A 15,628-nucleotide genomic window follows, 5' to 3' on the forward strand; every position below is an offset into this window, starting at 1 on the left:
TGCAACCCCGAAGGAAGACCCCGATGAAGCTCCAGACAGCCAGCGTCCTGCTGCTGCTCGCCACCAGCGGCGTGGCCAGCGCGCAGCCCTCCGGCATCGCCCGCGACCACGACAGCATCCTTGCCATGCAGGGCGAGTACACCGTCGATTTCGCATTCGACGAGACCGTGCTGCTGAAGCCCGGCTACGAGCGCGCCCCGGCGATGCGCAGCGGCGGCAACGAACTGGTGATCGTGGTCGAGGACACGCCGAAGCGCATCGTGCTGCAGCACCTGCTGCTGGACGAGAAGAGCGGCCACATCACCAAGCACTGGCGCCAGGACTGGGTCTACGAAGCACCGAACCGTTTCGAGTTCAGCGCCGACCAGACCTGGCAGGTACGCCGCATTCCCGCGGCGGTGAACCAGGGCGCCTGGACCCAGTGCGTGTACGAAGTGAGCGACGCACCGCGCTACTGCGGCACCGGCAAATGGACCTACACCAACAACGTGCCGAGCTGGACCAGCGACCTCAGCTGGCGCCCGTTGCCGCGCCGTGAGTACACCAAGCGCAGCGACTACAACGCGCTGGCCGTCGTCAACCGCCACACGCTCACGCCCAATGGCTGGACCCACGAGCAGTTCAACACCAAGGTGCAGCGCAACGCCGACGGCAGCCAGGTGGAGATCGCACGCGAGTTCGGCTTCAACGACTACGTGAAGACCACCGAGGTCGACTTCACCCCGGCGCGTGACTACTGGAAGGCCACTGCCGGCTACTGGGCCAAGGTGCGCCAGCGTTGGGACGGCTTCCTCGGCCAGGCCCCGGGCGTGCACCTGAAGACCAAGATCGATGGCATGGCGATGATCATTCCGCTGTTCACCCAGGCCGAAGCGATCCAGTCCGGCAAAAAGGTGAAGGACAAGCAGATCGACGAGGTGTTCGCCAAGTACGTGGAAAAGGCGCCGAAGGAAGGCTGATCGCCGCGATGGAGAGAGGTGCCGGGGGTACCCGGCACCGCATTCACCGGCTGCCGGTGGGGGCCGGGCTTGCTCGGCACGCCATCCGGAGGCGCAACCGATTCAGGCCTCGCGCAGCGCCAATGCCGGCGGCGTATGCAGGATCGCCCGCGTACCCCACCAGCCCGCCAGCAGGCTCAAGCCGATGCCGACCACGCCGCCGATCAGCAGGCCCGGCCACGGCGGCAGCAAGGGCAGCTCGAACACCTTCTGCGACACCGCCACGCCGATCGCTGCGGCCGCGCCCACCGCCAGCAACGCCGCCAGCGTGCCCAGCGCGCCGAACTCCACCAGCACCGCGCCGCGCAGCTGGCGCCGGGTCGCGCCCAGCGTGCGCAGCACCGCGCTGTCGTAGCGGCGCTCGCCGGCGGTGGCCTGCAGCGCCGCCAGCAGCACCAGCACGCCGGCCAGCAGGCTGAACACCATCACCAGCTGCACTGCCTGCGCCACGCGCTCCATCACATCGCGCACCTGCGAGATCACCGCGTCCACGTCCAGCAGCGACAGGTTCGGCTGCGCGCGCACCAGCTCGCCCAGCCCGGCCGCGTTGCTGGACGGCAGATGGAAGGCCGACAGCAGGTTGTGCGGGGTATCGCTCACCGCATTGGGGTTCAACAGCACGAAGAAATTCGGGCGGAATGTGTTCCAGTCCGCCTTGCGGATGCTGGTGACGGTGAACTCGCGCTGCTGCTCGCCTACGGAAATCGTAATGCGATCACCCAGGTGCGCGCCGTAGCGCCGCGCCCAGCCGGTTTCCACCGAGGCTTCCGCCGCGGTGCTGCCGGCCTGCCAGAAGCGGCCCTCCAGCAGCGCATTGGCGGGTGGGAAGCTGCTGCGCCAGCTGAAGTTCAGCGGCCGGTTCTCGTCGTCGTCCTCGCGCGGGCCGTTGTTCGCGCCGTTCCCCTCGGCGGCGGCCTGGTCCACGCGCAGCGGCGGCTTGCCGTTGATCGCGATCAGGCGGCCGGTCGCCATCGGCTCGATACTGGCGTCGCCGGCGCCCAGTCCACGCAATGCGGCCAGCACACCGTCGCGTTGTTCGGGCTGGATGTTGATCAGGAAGTAGTTCGGCGTATCCGCAGGCAGGCGCTCGCGCCACTGCTGCAGCAGGCCGGGTCCGGTCACCGCCAGCAGCAACAACGCGCACAGCGACAGCGACAGCCCCACCAGCTGCATCACCGCCAGCAGCCGGCGCCGGGTCAGCGCGGCCAGGCCCAACCGCCAGTTGCCATGCAGGCGGTGCTGCAGGCCGCGCAGCAGCTGCAGAAGCACGAAGCCGACCGCACCGGCCGCCAGCGCCAGCGCGGCCAGGCCGCCCAGCACCCACAGCGCCAGTTTCAGATCGCCGGTGACCTGCACCGCCAGCAGCAGGCTGGCCGCCAGCGCCGCCACATAGGCCAGCAGCGACGCCGGCGGCAGGGCGGCGAAGGAACGGTTGAGCACCCGCATCGGCGGCACCCCGCGCAGGCGCAGCAGCGGTGGCAGGCCGAAGCCGAACAGCAGCAGCAGGCCGATGCCGGCACCGGTCAGCGCCGGCATCGCTTCCGGCAGCGGCAGGCGCTGCGGCACCAGGCTGCCCAGCACCTGCACCAGGCCTTCCTGCGCGGCCATGCCCAGGCCGATGCCGAGCGCACAGGCTGGCACCGCCAGCATCAGCAGCTGCAGCGCCAGGCCCAGCAGGATGTCGCGCTGGCGTGCGCCCAGGCAGCGCAGGATCGCCACCTGGTCGATGCGACGCAGGGCGAAGCGGTTGGCCGCCAGCGCGGTGGCCACACCGGCCAGCAGTACCGCCAGCAGCGCGCTCAGGCCGAGGAAGCGCCCGGCCAGATCGAATGCCTGGCGCACGCCACGCTGGGTGTCGTCCACGCTCAGCAGGCGCAGGCCTTTCACCTGCGGCAGCAGCCACTGGCGCAGCGCCGCGATCGGCTCCGCTGCGCCGGCGAACATCAGCCGGTAGTTGATACGGCTGCCCGGGCCGAGCAGGCCGGTGCCCTCCACATCAGCGCGGTTGACCAGCAGGGTGGGCGAGAGAGTCAGCAGGTCGCCACCGCTGTCCGGCTCGGCCTCGATGATGCCGGCGATGCGCAGCGTGCCGGCGCCGAACTCGAGGTCATCGCCGGCCTTCAGCCCCAACCCCTGCAGCAGGCGTGGGTCGGCATAGGCCTGGCCCTTGGGCGGCATGCCGGCATCGGCGATCAACGCACCGCCGGGCGTGGCCCGGACCCGCAGCGTGCCGCGCAGCGGATAACCCGCCTGTACCGCCTTGATGCTGGCCATCTGGCTGGCATCGCCGTTGAACAGCACGCTGCCGAAGCTGGCGATGCGGGTATGCGCCAGGCCGCGCTGTTGCGCCTCGTCGGCGAATGCCTGCGGCGGATCATCGCGCCCGGCGATGCCGAGGTCGCCGCCGAGCATTTCCGCCGCGCTGCCGGTCAGCGCCAGGTTGACCCGGTTCACCAGCGTGCCCACCGCAGTCATCACCGCCACGCCCAGCACCAGCGCGGCGAACACGGTCAGCAGGTCGCCGGCCAGCGCCTCGCGGCGCAGCGCGCGCCACGCGTGGCGCAGCACGTTCATGCCTGTGCCCCACGCTCGACCGGCAGCAGGCGGCCGTCATCGATGCGGTGGATGTACTGGCAACGCTGGGCCAGGCGCAGGTCGTGGGTGACCAGGACCAGGGTGGTGCCGCTGCCGGCGTTGAGTTCGAACAGCAGGTCGCTGATGTGCTGGCCGGTGGCATGGTCCAGCGAGCCGGTCGGTTCGTCGGCGAACAGGATGCGCGGGCGGGTGACGAAGGCACGTGCCAGCGCCACGCGCTGCTGCTCGCCGCCGGACAGCTGGCGCGGGTAGTGGCGGGCGCGATGGGCCAGGCCGACCTGCGCCAGCACCTCGTCCACCCGCGCCCGGTCCTCGCGTCCGGCCAGTTCCAACGGCAGCGCGACATTCTCGGCGGCAGTCAGCGCCGGCAGCAGGTGGAAGCTCTGGAACACGAAGCCGACCGCACGCGCGCGCAGCTGGGCCCGTGCTTCTTCATCCAGGTCGCCCAGGTTCTGGCCCGCCAGCGCGACGTGGCCGCGGCTGGGCAGGTCCAGTCCGGCCAGCAGGCCGAGCAGGGTGGTCTTGCCGGACCCCGAAGCGCCGACGATGGCCACACTGGTGCCTTCATGGACGGTCAGGGTGATGTTGTCCAGTATGTGGACTTCACCCTCCGGGCCCTGCACGGACTTGCCGACCTGGTCGACGGCGATGGCGACGGGCGTGCTGCGGGGGGACAGGCTGTCGATGAGGAGACTCCAATGCGCAAGACGGGATGGAGCCGGCGAGCCGGCGCGATGATGGTGCTGCTGCTGGGATTGCTGCTGCCCGGGCTGGCCGGAGCCAAAGACCCGGCAGGTACGGTGCTGGTGCTCGGCGACAGCCTCAGTGCTGCCCACAATATCCCTGCCGACGCCGGCTGGGTCAGCCTGTTGCAGCAGCGGGTCAGGCAACAGTCGAAAACACCGGCGCGCATCGTCAATGCCAGCATGAGCGGGGAAACCACGGCCGGCGCGCTGACCCGCCTGCCGGGCCTGTTGGCGAAGGAAAAGCCGACGGTGGTGGTGATCGCGCTGGGCGGCAACGACGCGCTGCGCGGGCTGACCCCGGCACAGGTGCAGGGCAACCTGGAAAAGATGGTACAGGCCAGCCAGAAGGCCGGCGCCAGGGTGCTGCTGCTGGGCATCGACGTGCCGCCCAACTATGGGCCCGCTTACCGCCAGCGCCTGGCGGCGGCCTACAAGGCGCTGGCCACGCAGTACAAGGTGCCGCTGCTGCCGTTCCTGCTGGAGGGCGTGGCCCTGCAGCCGGGCATGATGCAGGCCGATGGCCTGCACCCCACGGCGCAGGCGCAATCGAGGGTGCTGGACAACGTCTGGCCACTCCTGCGGCCCCTGCTCTGAACGATTTACAACCCTCTTGACGGAACTTCACATCGCGTCCACCGTCGATCCGGCATGTTTCACAAAGCTGAAGTTAGAGGGAATCACATGCGTCAGACGAAGGAGACCTCCGGCTTGGTGCTGGTGGTCGAAGACAACCGCAACATCTCCGAGATGATCGGGGAATACCTGGAAGGTCGCGGCTTCGAAGTCGACTATGCACAGGACGGCCTGGATGGCTACCGCCTTGCGGCGGAGAACAGCTATGACGTCGTGGTGCTCGACCTCATGTTGCCGCGCCTGGATGGCATCGAAGTATGCCGTCGCCTGCGCAACGATGCGCGCAAGTCCACCCCGGTGCTGATGCTCACGGCACGCGACACGCTGGACGACAAGCTCACCGGCCTCGGTTTCGGCGCCGATGACTACCTGACCAAGCCGTTCGCGATCCAGGAGCTGGAAGCCCGCCTGCGCGCGCTGATCCGCCGCGAACGCCGCCAGGTGGGTTCGGAAGTGCTGAAGGTCGCCGACCTGGTGCTCGATCCGGTCAGCATGCGGGCCACCCGTGCCGGTACCGAACTGCAGCTGTCGCCGATCGGCCTGCGCCTGCTGACCATCCTGATGCGCGAATCGCCGCGCGTGGTCACCCGCCAGGAGATCGAACGCGAGATCTGGGGCAATGGCCTGCCGGATTCGGACACCCTGCGCAGCCATCTGTACAACCTGCGCAAGATCATCGACAAGCCGTTCGACCGTCCGCTGCTGCACACCGTGCAGAGCGCCGGTTACCGCATTGCCGATATCGCCCAGCCGATGGCCTGATCGGGGCCAGGCCGGTGCAGCATCAGGCCCGGCCGGGCAACGACCCCGCACCGGGCACGGATGACCGGCCGGCACTGCCGCCGGTCATCCTCCGTGCACGACTACGGCGCAGCGCGCTGCCTATAATCGCAGCGCTCTGACCGGGACCCCGCAATGCCGCACGGCCTGCCGCGCAAGATCCGTATCGCCTTCATCCTGCAGGCAGTCCTGGCCAGCCTGGGCATCCTGCTCGGTGCCTGGCTGGTTTCGCTGGTGATCAAGCACAGCCTGGTCGGCGCCGCCCTGCGCGAGGAAGCGGCCTATTACTGGACGCTGCACGAGGCCTCGCCGGTGCAGCCACCGCCCAACACCCAGAACATCCGCGGCTACCTGCTGGAAAGCGGGCAGTCGGCGCTGTCGTTGCCGGCCAACCTGCGCAACCTGGAACCCGGTTTCCACGAGCTGCCCAAGGATGACCAGCTGGTACTGGTCGATGTGCGTCCGGCCGGCCGCCTGTACCTGGTGTTCCTGCGTTCGCGTGCGGAGATGCTGGCGTTCTGGTTCGGCATCGTGCCGGTGCTGCTGACCCTGTTGGCGGTGTATGGCGCCAGCTGGGTCACCTACCGGGCCTCCAAGCGCCTGGTGTCGCCGGTGAACTGGCTGGCACGGCGCGTCTCGCGCTGGGACCCGGGTCACCCGGAAGCGGCCGACCTGGAACCGAACAAGCTGCCCGCGGACATGCAGGGCGAGACCCGGCAGCTGGCGGCCGCGCTGCATTCGCTGGCCAACCGGGTCAGCGCGCACGTGGCGCGCGAGCGCAATTTCACCCGCGATGCGAGCCACGAGCTGCGCACGCCGTTGACCGTCATCCGCGTGGCCAGCGACATGGCCCTGGGCGATGAAACCCTGCAGCCGCGCCTGCGCCGCAGCCTGCAGCGCATCCAGCGCGCCGGCCGTGACATGGAAGCGGTGATCGACGCGTTCCTGATCCTGGCCCGCGAGGCCGACGTCGAACCCCAGATCGAGCTGTTCGACGTCAACGACATCGTCCGCTACGAGGTGGACAACGCCAACGAACTGCTGGGTACGCGTCTGGTGTCAGTGCACCTGCACAGCGAAGGCCCGGTGCACCTGCACGCCCCGCCGCGGGTGCTGCAGGTGGTGGTCAGCAACCTGGTGCGCAACGCCTGCAGCTACACCGACGAAGGGCGTATCGACGTGCACGTGCTCAATGACCGGGTGGTGGTGCGCGACACCGGCATCGGCATGTCCGCCGAGGCGCTGTCGCGCGCGTTTGAACCCTTCTACCGCGCCGAGCCGAGCCGCCCGCAGGGCACCGGCCTGGGCCTGTCGATCGTGCGCCGGCTGTGCGACCGCTTCGGCTGGAAGGTCAGCCTGGCCAGCCAGCCGGGCAAGGGCACCGAAGCCACGGTGGTCTTCCGGTAACGCGGCGACCTGCCGGGGTCGGATCCCGTTGCGGCGCAACCGGCTCTGACCCCATTCCGCTGAAATGTCGGTAGATCCAGGCCATGCGTGGATGGGGTGCGGTAGCGCCGGGCCATGCCCGACGTCCACAGTGCCTCAGTTGCAGTTGACCTTCGGCGCCAGCGCCTTGGTCCAGATCGCATAGCCGGCCGGGGTCATGTGCAGCATGTCCTCGCGGAACAGCGTCGCGTCCGGCTGTCCATCGGCGCCGAGCATCGGCGTGTAGATGTCGGTGAAGCCGGTGTTGGGCAGCCTGGCCAGCGCAGCCTTGATCAGCGCGTTGGCTTCGTTGATCGCCGGCAGCAGGTGCGCACGCGACGGGCTCGGCTTGATCGACAGGTACTCGACCCTGGTCTTCGGCAGGTCGCGGTGCACGCGCTGCACGAAGGCGACCACGTCATCTCGCACCTGCATGGCGCTGCGGCCGCTGTTGAGGTCGTTGTCACCGGCGTAGAAGAACACCTTGCACGGCGCATACGGCACCACGATCTGGCCGGCATACCAGGTGCTGTCGCGCACTTCCGAACCGCCGAAGCCGCGGTTGAACACCGGCTGGCCGGGGAAGTCGGTGGCCAGGCTCTCCCAGAAGCGGATCGAGGAGCTGCCGATGAACTCGATGCCACCACGCGGCGGCGGGTTGGCCTGGTCGGCGCTGGCGAAGCGGGCCATGTCGCCGGCCCAGGCCACATTGGAGACCTGTTCGGGCACCTGCGGCGGCCTGGCCGGGCTCAGGGCCTGGGCAAGCGGTGCGGCAGTCAGCAGGCCCAGCATCAGCAGGCAGGTACGGCGACGGGACATCAGGCGCTCCAGCAGGCAAGGGGAGCTCCATCATAGAAGCACGGCCCAGCCCGGTGCTTGCCCCTGGCAGGCCGTTCAGCGGGCCGGTGCGGGGTGCGGTTGGCGGCCTTGTGGCAAAATGGCGGCCATCTGCCTATTCCTGTGCACCCATGATTTCCTGCCGTGCGTCTGAGCGGTCGCTGCGCCGCGCCCCTGTTGCTGGATGTTCCACCCGTGGCTGATCAGTTCGGCCACATGCCCCGCGGCCCGCGCCGCATCTTCCAGGCCGCCCGCTGGTCTTGGCAGGGCCTGCGCGCCGCCTGGCTGCACGAGTCCTCGTTCCGGCTGGAGGTATATCTGCTGGTGATGCTGACTCCGGTCGCGATCTGGCTGGGCCAGACCCCGGTCGAACGCGCGCTGCTGATCGGCTCGATGCTGCTGGTGCTGGCGATGGAGCTTGCCAACTCGGCCATCGAAGCGGTGATCGAACGCTACGGCAGCGAGATCCACGAGCTGGCTGGCCGCGCCAAGGACATGGGCTCGGCAGCGGTGTTCGTGCTGATGATGAACGTGCTGCTGTGCTGGGCGCTGGTCGTGGTTCCGCACGCGCTGGCCGGCAGCTACGGCTGAAACCCCATTCCCCCACTGCCTTGAAGAGTTTCCATGTCCTTTGAGTTCCTCGCCGACCCCAATGCCTGGGTGACCCTGTTCACGCTCAGCGCGCTGGAATTCGTGCTCGGCATCGACAACCTGGTGTTCATTTCCATCGCGGTCAGCAAGCTGCCGGAAGAGCGTCGTCCGTTCGCACGCAAGCTGGGCATCGCGGTGGCCTGCATCACCCGCATCGGCCTGCTGGTCTCGCTGGCCTACCTGGCGCACATGGCGGCCAACCTGTTCACCGTGGCCGGCATGGGCATTTCCATCCGCGACCTGGTACTGATCGTTGGTGGCCTGTTCCTGATCATCAAGGGCTGCATGGAGATCAAGGAACTGATCAGCGGTGGCGAGGACGAAGACCCCAGCACCACCAAGGCCTCGGCCGTGTTCGGCTACGTGATCGCCCAGATCGCGGTGATCGACATCGTGTTCTCGCTTGACTCGGTGATCACCGCCGTCGGCATCGCCGACCACATCCCGGTGATGGTGGCGGCCATCCTGCTGTCGGTGCTGGTGATGCTGCTGGCCGCCAACCCGCTGGGCCGCTTCATCGACGCCAACCCGACCGTGAAGATGCTGGCCCTGGCCTTCATCCTGATGATCGGTGCGGTGCTGATCCTGGACGGCCTGGACGTGCACGTGCCCAAGCCCTACATCTACGCCGCGATGGGCTTCTCGGTGCTGGTGGAGTGGCTGAACCTGCTGATGCGCCGCCGCGCCCGCGAACACAACGTGCCGGGCGCCGGCAACTGGTAAGCGCGCCATTGGCACGTGTGTCACCCAGAACCCCCGGCCTGGCCGGGGGTTCTGCGTTGTGGGGCGCGGCTCTACAACGAACGGCGCTGCGGTTTTTGCACTTGCGACGGCGTTCCGGCCTCCACTTGTGAATCAGGATCAACAGTGTTTTCCCGGGCCGAGGCTTAATCCGGCGCAGCAAAGCGCGCAGGCTACGCACTCCCGATTCCCGCCCCCCAGGAAACCCCCCATGAATTCCAGAGCCGCCTTGCTGGCGCTTGCCGTTGGCGCCTTCGCCATTGGAACCACCGAATTTGCCCCGATGGGCCTGTTGCCGGTCATCGCCGACGGCGTGGGCGTTGGCATCCCCACCGCCGGCATGCTGATCACCGCCTACGCCGTGGGCGTGATGCTGGGCGCGCCGGTGATGACCCTGCTGATGGGCCGTTTCGGCAAGCGCACCGCGCTGATGCTGCTGATGTCCATCTTCGTGGTCGGCAACCTGCTGTCCGCGCTGGCGCCGAACTACGGGCTGCTGCTGCTGTCGCGCCTGGTCACCAGCCTCAACCACGGCGCCTTCTTCGGCATCGGTGCGGTGGTCGCCGCCAGCCTGGTGCCGAAGGAAAAGCAGGCTGCCGCCGTGGCCACCATGTTCATGGGCCTGACCATCGCCAACATCGGCGGCGTGCCGCTGGCGACCTGGGTCGGCCAGCAGCTGGGCTGGCGCCTGTCCTTTGCCGGTACTGCGGCGCTGGGCCTGATCGCAATCACCGCGCTGGGCTTCGCGCTGCCGGCATCTGCACCGGGGCCGCGCCCGGACGTGCGCCGCGAGCTGAAGGCGATCCTGCAGCCGCCGGTGCTGCTGGCGATGGCCACCACCGTGCTCGGCGCCGGTGCCATGTTCACCCTCTATACCTACGTCGCACCGGTGCTGACCGAATTGACCGGCGCCTCCAATACCTTCATCGCGATCTCGCTGGCGCTGATCGGCATCGGCTTCACCCTCGGCAACGGCATCGGTGGGCGCATGGCCGACTGGTCGCTGGATGGCGCCACACGGATCCTGCTGGCCGTCCTGGCGGTGCTGATGTTCGTGCTGCCGCTGGCCTTCATGAGCCACGCCACCGCCGCCCTCGGTGTGCTGCTGTTCGGCGCGGCGACCTTCGCCCTCGTACCGCCGCTGCAGATTCGGGTGATGCAGGCGGCCAGCGAGGCGCCGGGCCTGGCGTCGTCGATCAACGTCGGTGCGTTCAACCTGGGCAATGCGGTGGGTGCGGCGCTGGGCGGTGCGGTGATCAGCTCGGGCCTGGGCTATGCCGCGATTCCGGTGGCCGGTGGCCTGCTGGCGGCATCGGGTCTGCTGCTGGCGTGGCTGGGGCGTCCGCGCACTGCGGTGGCTGAGGCCTGCTGAGGGGTGTTGGATTCCGGCAGGGCTTGCAGCCCTGCACCCGCCGAATCAACGTCAACGTCAACGGCAAAAGCCTGCATTCCGTGGGTTGGCGGGGTGGGTCCGGTTGAGGGGGACGCTGCAAGTACGTCCATGTAAGCTCGGTCGCCGCATCCATGCGGCTCAAGCCCCCTCAACCGGACCCACCCCGCCTTCGACAGATTCCCGCGATCTGTCGCAACGGCGCCCCGCTCTGGTAGCTGTCGACCTTGGTCGACACGAATGCCTGAAGAACCGGCTTTTGCTTTTGATTTTTCTTTTGATCTTCCCGCGGTGTGCAGGAAATTGTCCGTGGCCGGGAGGGTGGGTTGGCTGGGGGCGTGAGCGCCATGGATGGCGCGACCGAGCCTACATGGACGTATTCACGGCGTCCCCCAGCCAACCCACCCTCCCGGCCAACCCCGATATCCAGCAAACACAGCACTGCGGAGGGGGCGGTGCCCGATGGCCGGTCTTTCACCCGAACCGTGGCATGCTCGGTGCCCAGTCCACCCGGAACCTCCGCCATGCGCCTGTTCACCCGTGTCCTGCCCCTGATGCTGCTGGCCTCCCTGCTCTCCGGCTGCGGCTACAACGCCATCCAGCAGAAGGATGAGGCGGTCAAGGCCAGCTGGTCCGAAGTGCTCAACCAGTACAAGCGCCGCGCCGATCTGGTGCCCAACCTGGTGCAGACGGTGAAGGGTTTTGCCAGCCAGGAAGAGCGCGTGCTGACCGAAGTCACCAACGCCCGTTCGCGCGTCGGCCAGATCAACGTCAACGCCGACGACGAAGCCTCGCTCAAGCAGTTCCAGCAGGCCCAGGGTGAACTCGGCAGCGCACTGTCGCGGCTGCTGGTGGTCACCGAGAACTACCCGGTGCTGAAGTCCGACCAGAACTTCCGCGACCTGCAGGCCCAGCTGGAAGGCACCGAAAACCGCATCACGGTTGCGCGCGGCCGCTACATCCAGCAGGTGCAGGACTACAACACCTACATCCGTTCGTTCCCCCAGGTGATCACCGCCAAGATCTTCGGCTACAAGACCAAGCCGAACTTCACGGTGGACAACGAAGCGCAGATTTCCAACGCGCCAGCGGTCGATTTCGGCAACGCGCCGCAGCAGCAGCCGGCGCCGCAGCCGGGCCATTGACCGATGCGCCTGGCCACTGCGCTGCTGGCCCTGCTGCTGTGGCTGCCGTTGGCAGCGCAGGCACAGCCGCTGGCGCCGATTCCTGCGCTGGACTTGCCGGTGGTCGATACCACCGGCACGCTGGACGCCACGCAGAAGCAGGCGCTGGTGCAGCAGGCGATCGAGCTGCAGCAGCGCAAGGGCAGCCAGCTGCAGGTGCTGGTGGTGCCCACCACCCAGCCGGAGGACATCGCGCAATACACCACGCGGGTCTTCGACCAATGGCAGATCGGCCGCAAGGGCGTGGATGACGGCGTGCTGCTGGTGGTGGCCAAGGATGACCGGCGCGTGCGCATCGAGCCGGGCTACGGCCTTGAAGGCGCCATTCCCGATGCCATCGCCAACCGGGTGATCCAGGAATACCTGGTCCCGCGCTTCCGCAGCGGCGACTATGCCGGCGGCATCGCCGATGCCACGGCGGTGCTGGTCAAGCTGATCGACGGCGAACCGCTGCCGGCACCGGTCAGCGGTCATCGCGGGCGCGAGCCCGGTGGTGGTGGCGATACCTGGTTCCTGGCGCTGTTCATCGGCGTGTTCGCCGGCAGCATCCTGCGCGGCGTGTTCTCGCGCGTGCCGCGTCCGCTGCGCGGCCTGCTCGGCGGCGCGGGTGCGGCGCTGGCAGCATTTTTGTTCACCTCCACGCTGCTGGCCAGTGGCCTGGCCGGCGTGGTCGGCCTGATCGTGGCGATGCTGTCCGGCCACCCGGGTCGCTTTGCCGGCGGTGGCGGTTGGGGCGGTGGCAGCTGGGGTGGCGGAGGCGGTTTCGGCGGGGGCGGTGGATTCGGTGGTGGTGGTGGCTGGGGCGGTGGCGGCGGCCGTTCCGGTGGCGGTGGCGCTTCGGGAGGCTGGTGATGATCCAACGTCTGTTCCGCCATGTATTCTCGCCCTCGGTGCGGCGTGCCTTCCCGCCGGCCACATTGCAGGCGATCACCGAGGCCATCGCGGCCGGTGAGCAGCGCCACGGCGGGCAGGTGATGTTCGCGGTGGAAGCGGACCTGCCGCTGGGGGCGCTGTGGCACAGGGTGACCCCGCGCCAGGCCGCCGAGCATGCCTTTGCGCGCCTGCGAACCTGGGATACCGCCCACAACAACGGCGTACTGATCTACCTGCTGCTGGCCGATCACGCGATCGAGATCGTTGCCGACCGTGGCCTGCACGGCCGGGTCAGCCCGGCGCAGTGGCAGCGGGTCTGCACCCACCTGCGCGAGGGCCTGCGCGGGGCCCATCCGGTCGAGGCATTGCAGGATGCCATCGACGAGGTCTCCAGCCTGATCGAAGGGCACTTTCCGGCCGCCACGCGGTCCGAGCATGACGCGTTGCCTGACGCGCCGCAGATCCTGGACTGAACCCTGATCTGCGGCGTGGTCCTCCGCCCGTGCCGGCCCCGGCCCCGGGCGGGGCAGGGACGCTAAAATACCCGTACTCCCGCCAGGCGTTTTCCATGATCTATTTCCACGACATCGACCCCATCGCCCTTTCGCTGGGGCCGATCAAGGTGCACTGGTACGGCATCATGTACCTGCTCGGCTTCACCGCAGCGTGGCTGCTGGGCCGCACGCGCATTGCCGCGGGGCGCCTGCCGGGCGTCGATGCCAACGGCTTCTCCGACCTGCTGTTCTACGCCATGCTCGGCGTGGTGCTGGGCGGGCGCATCGGCTACATGCTGTTCTACGCGCTGGGCGATTTCCTGCACAACCCGCTGCTGCTGTTCAAGGTGTGGGACGGCGGCATGAGCTTCCACGGTGGCCTGCTGGGTGTGCTGGGCGCCTGCTGGTGGTGGTCGCGCAAGCACAAGCTGCATTTTTTCGACACCATGGATTTCATGGCGCCGCTGGTGCCACTGGGCCTGGGCTTCGGGCGCATCGGCAACTTCATCGGCGCCGAGCTGTGGGGCAAGTACACCGACGGGACCTGGGGCGTGGTGTTCCCGTCCGGCCTGCCGGCCCCGCTGAACCAGCTCGACCACGCGACGCTGCAGGCGCAGTTCGCCACCGGCGCATTGAACCCGTACGCCCGCCATCCGTCGCAGCTGTATGAAGCGTTCCTGGAAGGCCTGGTGATGTTCGTGGTGCTGTGGGCGGTGTCGGCCAAGCCGCGCCACCGCTACCTGGTGGGTGGCCTGTTCGCGTTGATGTACGGCCTGTTCCGCTTCGCGGTGGAGTTCGTGCGCATGCCGGACAACGGCGTCTACGTGGCCTTCGACTGGCTGACCCGTGGCCAGATCCTCAGCCTGCCGCTGATCGCCTTCGGCCTGGTGCTGCTGGTGATGTCGCGCCGCGCGCCGGTGCTGCAGCCGCAGTTGCCGGTGGCTGCCGAGGGCAAGCCATGAAGCCCTACCTGGACCTGCTGGCGCACGTGCTCGAGCATGGCGCCGAGAAGAGTGATCGCACCGGTACCGGCACCCGCAGCGTGTTCGGCTGGCAGATGCGCTTCGACCTCACCGAAGGCTTTCCGCTGGTCACCACCAAGAAACTGCACCTGCGCTCGATCATCCACGAGCTGCTGTGGTTCCTGAAGGGCGACACCAACATCGGCTACCTGAAGGACAACCAGGTGCGCATCTGGGACGAGTGGGCCGACGAGAACGGCGACCTCGGCCCGGTCTACGGCAAGCAGTGGCGCAGCTGGGCCACCGCCGACGGCCGCCAGATCGACCAGATGCAGTGGCTTGTGGACGAGATCATGCGCAACCCCGATTCGCGCCGGCTGGTGGTCAGTGCCTGGAATGTGGGCGAGCTTTCGCAGATGGCGTTGATGCCATGCCATAACCTGTTCCAGTTCTACGTGGTGGACGGCAAGCTCAGCTGCCAGCTGTACCAGCGCAGCGGTGACATCTTCCTTGGCGTTCCGTTCAACATCGCCAGCTACGCGCTGCTGACCCACATGGTGGCGCAGGCCACCGGCCTGGGCGTGGGCGACTTCGTGCACACGCTGGGTGACGCGCACCTGTACTCGAACCACTTCGAGCAGGCCCGCGAGCAGCTGTCGCGCGCGCCGCGCGCGCTGCCGAAGCTGTGGTTGAACCCTGAGGTGACCGACCTGTTCGGCTTCCAGTTCGACGACATCCGCATCGACGGCTACGATCCGCACCCGGCGATCAAGGCGCCGGTGGCGGTATGAGTGCCCTGAAGCTGTCGATGATCGTGGCGCTGGACCGCAACCGTGGCATCGGCCAGGGCAATGCCATGCCCTGGCACCTGCCGGATGACTTCAAGCACTTCAAGGCGCTCACCCTGGGCAAGCCGATCCTGATGGGGCGCAAGACGGCCGAGTCCATCGGCCGCGTGCTGCCGGGGCGGACCAACCTGGTGCTGACCCGCAGCGGCCAGGTGCCGTTCGAGGGCATGCGTGCGGTGGCGTCGCTGGACGAGGCGAAGGCGATTGCCGAAGGCGAGGGCGCCAGCGAGCTGTGCATCATCGGCGGCGGCGAGATCTTCCACCAGTTGCTGGACCAGGCCAGTGACCTGTACCTGACCTGGGTCGATGCCGAAGTCCCCGCCGATACCCATTTCCCCGAAGTGGACGTGCAGGACTGGCAGGAAGTGAGCAGCGAGCCGCACCCGGCCGACGAACGGCACGCCTACGCGTTCCGCTTCGTGCACTACGTGCGCCGCTGATCGCGGAAATACCAACGAAAACACCGACGGG

At 68.1% G+C, this 15,628-nt stretch carries 16 protein-coding genes; 13 read left to right on the top strand and 3 right to left on the bottom strand.

The window, feature by feature from the left end:
* Positions 1 to 23 precede the first annotated feature (23 nt).
* Positions 24 to 959, top strand: a complete 936-nt coding sequence (locus tag AC5P53_RS17050) for a DUF6607 family protein (RefSeq protein ID WP_032956723.1) — start codon at positions 24 to 26, stop codon at positions 957 to 959.
* 102 nt (positions 960 to 1,061) lie between these two features.
* Here AC5P53_RS17050 and AC5P53_RS17055 read toward each other — a convergent pair whose 3' ends face one another.
* Positions 1,062 to 3,572 (bottom strand): ABC transporter permease, encoded by a 2,511-nt coding sequence (locus AC5P53_RS17055; protein ID WP_495227472.1) that lies wholly within the window; start codon positions 3,570 to 3,572, stop codon positions 1,062 to 1,064.
* Positions 3,569 to 4,216, bottom strand: a complete 648-nt coding sequence (locus AC5P53_RS17060) for an ABC transporter ATP-binding protein (RefSeq protein WP_075076551.1) — start codon at positions 4,214 to 4,216, stop codon at positions 3,569 to 3,571. Before AC5P53_RS17060 ends, AC5P53_RS17055 begins: the two co-directional genes overlap by 4 nt.
* Before the next feature lie 75 nt (positions 4,217 to 4,291).
* On the opposite strand from AC5P53_RS17060, the gene AC5P53_RS17065 reads away from it, so the two are divergent.
* From AC5P53_RS17065 to AC5P53_RS17075, 3 genes are all read left to right on the top strand, one after another.
* Complete coding sequence (locus tag AC5P53_RS17065) at positions 4,292 to 4,933, top strand: arylesterase (protein WP_032956728.1); 642 nt, start codon at positions 4,292 to 4,294, stop codon at positions 4,931 to 4,933.
* An 87-nt stretch (positions 4,934 to 5,020) separates the two neighbouring features.
* Positions 5,021 to 5,734, top strand: coding sequence for a response regulator transcription factor (locus AC5P53_RS17070; RefSeq protein WP_002811889.1), 714 nt, complete (start codon positions 5,021 to 5,023; stop codon positions 5,732 to 5,734).
* Positions 5,735 to 5,887: 153 nt separating this feature from the next.
* A complete protein-coding gene (locus AC5P53_RS17075; RefSeq protein ID WP_164077288.1) occupies positions 5,888 to 7,159 on the top strand; it encodes an ATP-binding protein in 1,272 nt (423 codons plus the stop codon).
* Between the two features lie 135 nt (positions 7,160 to 7,294).
* On the opposite strand, the gene AC5P53_RS17080 is transcribed toward AC5P53_RS17075, so the two are convergent.
* Entirely contained in the window at positions 7,295 to 7,996 is a 702-nt protein-coding gene (locus AC5P53_RS17080; RefSeq protein ID WP_014645976.1) for an SGNH/GDSL hydrolase family protein, read from the bottom strand.
* Between the two features lie 213 nt (positions 7,997 to 8,209).
* Here AC5P53_RS17080 and AC5P53_RS17085 point away from each other — a divergent pair, with 213 nt between their 5' ends.
* From AC5P53_RS17085 to AC5P53_RS17125, 9 genes are all read left to right on the top strand, one after another.
* The gene (locus AC5P53_RS17085; protein WP_014036025.1) at positions 8,210 to 8,605 is read left to right on the top strand and encodes a diacylglycerol kinase; all 396 of its coding nucleotides are present in this window, start codon (positions 8,210 to 8,212) and stop codon (positions 8,603 to 8,605) included.
* Positions 8,606 to 8,638: 33 nt separating this feature from the next.
* Positions 8,639 to 9,388 (top strand): TerC family protein, encoded by a 750-nt coding sequence (locus AC5P53_RS17090; protein WP_495227473.1) that lies wholly within the window; start codon positions 8,639 to 8,641, stop codon positions 9,386 to 9,388.
* A gap of 229 nt (positions 9,389 to 9,617) precedes the next feature.
* Positions 9,618 to 10,778 (top strand): MFS transporter, encoded by a 1,161-nt coding sequence (locus AC5P53_RS17095; protein WP_014645977.1) that lies wholly within the window; start codon positions 9,618 to 9,620, stop codon positions 10,776 to 10,778.
* A 542-nt stretch (positions 10,779 to 11,320) separates the two neighbouring features.
* On the top strand, positions 11,321 to 11,941 hold the full coding sequence (locus AC5P53_RS17100) for a LemA family protein (protein WP_005415338.1): 621 nt from the start codon (positions 11,321 to 11,323) through the stop codon (positions 11,939 to 11,941).
* A gap of 3 nt (positions 11,942 to 11,944) precedes the next feature.
* The gene (locus AC5P53_RS17105; protein ID WP_197605430.1) at positions 11,945 to 12,832 is read left to right on the top strand and encodes a TPM domain-containing protein; all 888 of its coding nucleotides are present in this window, start codon (positions 11,945 to 11,947) and stop codon (positions 12,830 to 12,832) included.
* Entirely contained in the window at positions 12,832 to 13,326 is a 495-nt protein-coding gene (locus AC5P53_RS17110; RefSeq protein ID WP_032955917.1) for a TPM domain-containing protein, read from the top strand. Before AC5P53_RS17105 ends, AC5P53_RS17110 begins: the two co-directional genes overlap by 1 nt.
* A gap of 95 nt (positions 13,327 to 13,421) precedes the next feature.
* On the top strand, positions 13,422 to 14,309 hold the full coding sequence (lgt, locus tag AC5P53_RS17115) for a prolipoprotein diacylglyceryl transferase (protein WP_046428907.1): 888 nt from the start codon (positions 13,422 to 13,424) through the stop codon (positions 14,307 to 14,309).
* Positions 14,306 to 15,100 (top strand): thymidylate synthase, encoded by a 795-nt coding sequence (locus tag AC5P53_RS17120; RefSeq protein WP_241887631.1) that lies wholly within the window; start codon positions 14,306 to 14,308, stop codon positions 15,098 to 15,100. Before lgt ends, AC5P53_RS17120 begins: the two co-directional genes overlap by 4 nt.
* 5 nt (positions 15,101 to 15,105) lie before the next feature.
* The gene (locus AC5P53_RS17125) at positions 15,106 to 15,597 is read left to right on the top strand and encodes a dihydrofolate reductase (protein ID WP_049440214.1); all 492 of its coding nucleotides are present in this window, start codon (positions 15,106 to 15,108) and stop codon (positions 15,595 to 15,597) included.
* Positions 15,598 to 15,628 lie beyond the last annotated feature (31 nt).

The sequence above is a fragment of the Stenotrophomonas sp. YJH_SMC_82 genome, from assembly GCF_059368875.1.

Excerpts from the sequence above, each read along its gene's own strand:
- AC5P53_RS17080 (WP_014645976.1), bottom strand. The coding sequence starts at position 7,996 with ATGTCCCGTCGCCGTACCTGCCTGCTGATGCTGGGCCTGCTGACTGCC.
- AC5P53_RS17090 (WP_495227473.1), top strand. The coding sequence starts at position 8,639 with ATGTCCTTTGAGTTCCTCGCCGACCCCAATGCCTGGGTGACCCTGTTC.
- AC5P53_RS17105 (WP_197605430.1), top strand. The coding sequence starts at position 11,945 with ATGCGCCTGGCCACTGCGCTGCTGGCCCTGCTGCTGTGGCTGCCGTTG.
- AC5P53_RS17070 (WP_002811889.1), top strand. The coding sequence starts at position 5,021 with ATGCGTCAGACGAAGGAGACCTCCGGCTTGGTGCTGGTGGTCGAAGAC.
- lgt (WP_046428907.1), top strand. The coding sequence starts at position 13,422 with ATGATCTATTTCCACGACATCGACCCCATCGCCCTTTCGCTGGGGCCG.
- AC5P53_RS17075 (WP_164077288.1), top strand. The coding sequence starts at position 5,888 with ATGCCGCACGGCCTGCCGCGCAAGATCCGTATCGCCTTCATCCTGCAG.
- AC5P53_RS17100 (WP_005415338.1), top strand. The coding sequence starts at position 11,321 with ATGCGCCTGTTCACCCGTGTCCTGCCCCTGATGCTGCTGGCCTCCCTG.
- AC5P53_RS17110 (WP_032955917.1), top strand. The coding sequence starts at position 12,832 with ATGATCCAACGTCTGTTCCGCCATGTATTCTCGCCCTCGGTGCGGCGT.
- AC5P53_RS17050 (WP_032956723.1), top strand. The coding sequence starts at position 24 with ATGAAGCTCCAGACAGCCAGCGTCCTGCTGCTGCTCGCCACCAGCGGC.
- AC5P53_RS17095 (WP_014645977.1), top strand. The coding sequence starts at position 9,618 with ATGAATTCCAGAGCCGCCTTGCTGGCGCTTGCCGTTGGCGCCTTCGCC.
- AC5P53_RS17065 (WP_032956728.1), top strand. The coding sequence starts at position 4,292 with ATGCGCAAGACGGGATGGAGCCGGCGAGCCGGCGCGATGATGGTGCTG.
- AC5P53_RS17055 (WP_495227472.1), bottom strand. The coding sequence starts at position 3,572 with ATGAACGTGCTGCGCCACGCGTGGCGCGCGCTGCGCCGCGAGGCGCTG.
- AC5P53_RS17120 (WP_241887631.1), top strand. The coding sequence starts at position 14,306 with ATGAAGCCCTACCTGGACCTGCTGGCGCACGTGCTCGAGCATGGCGCC.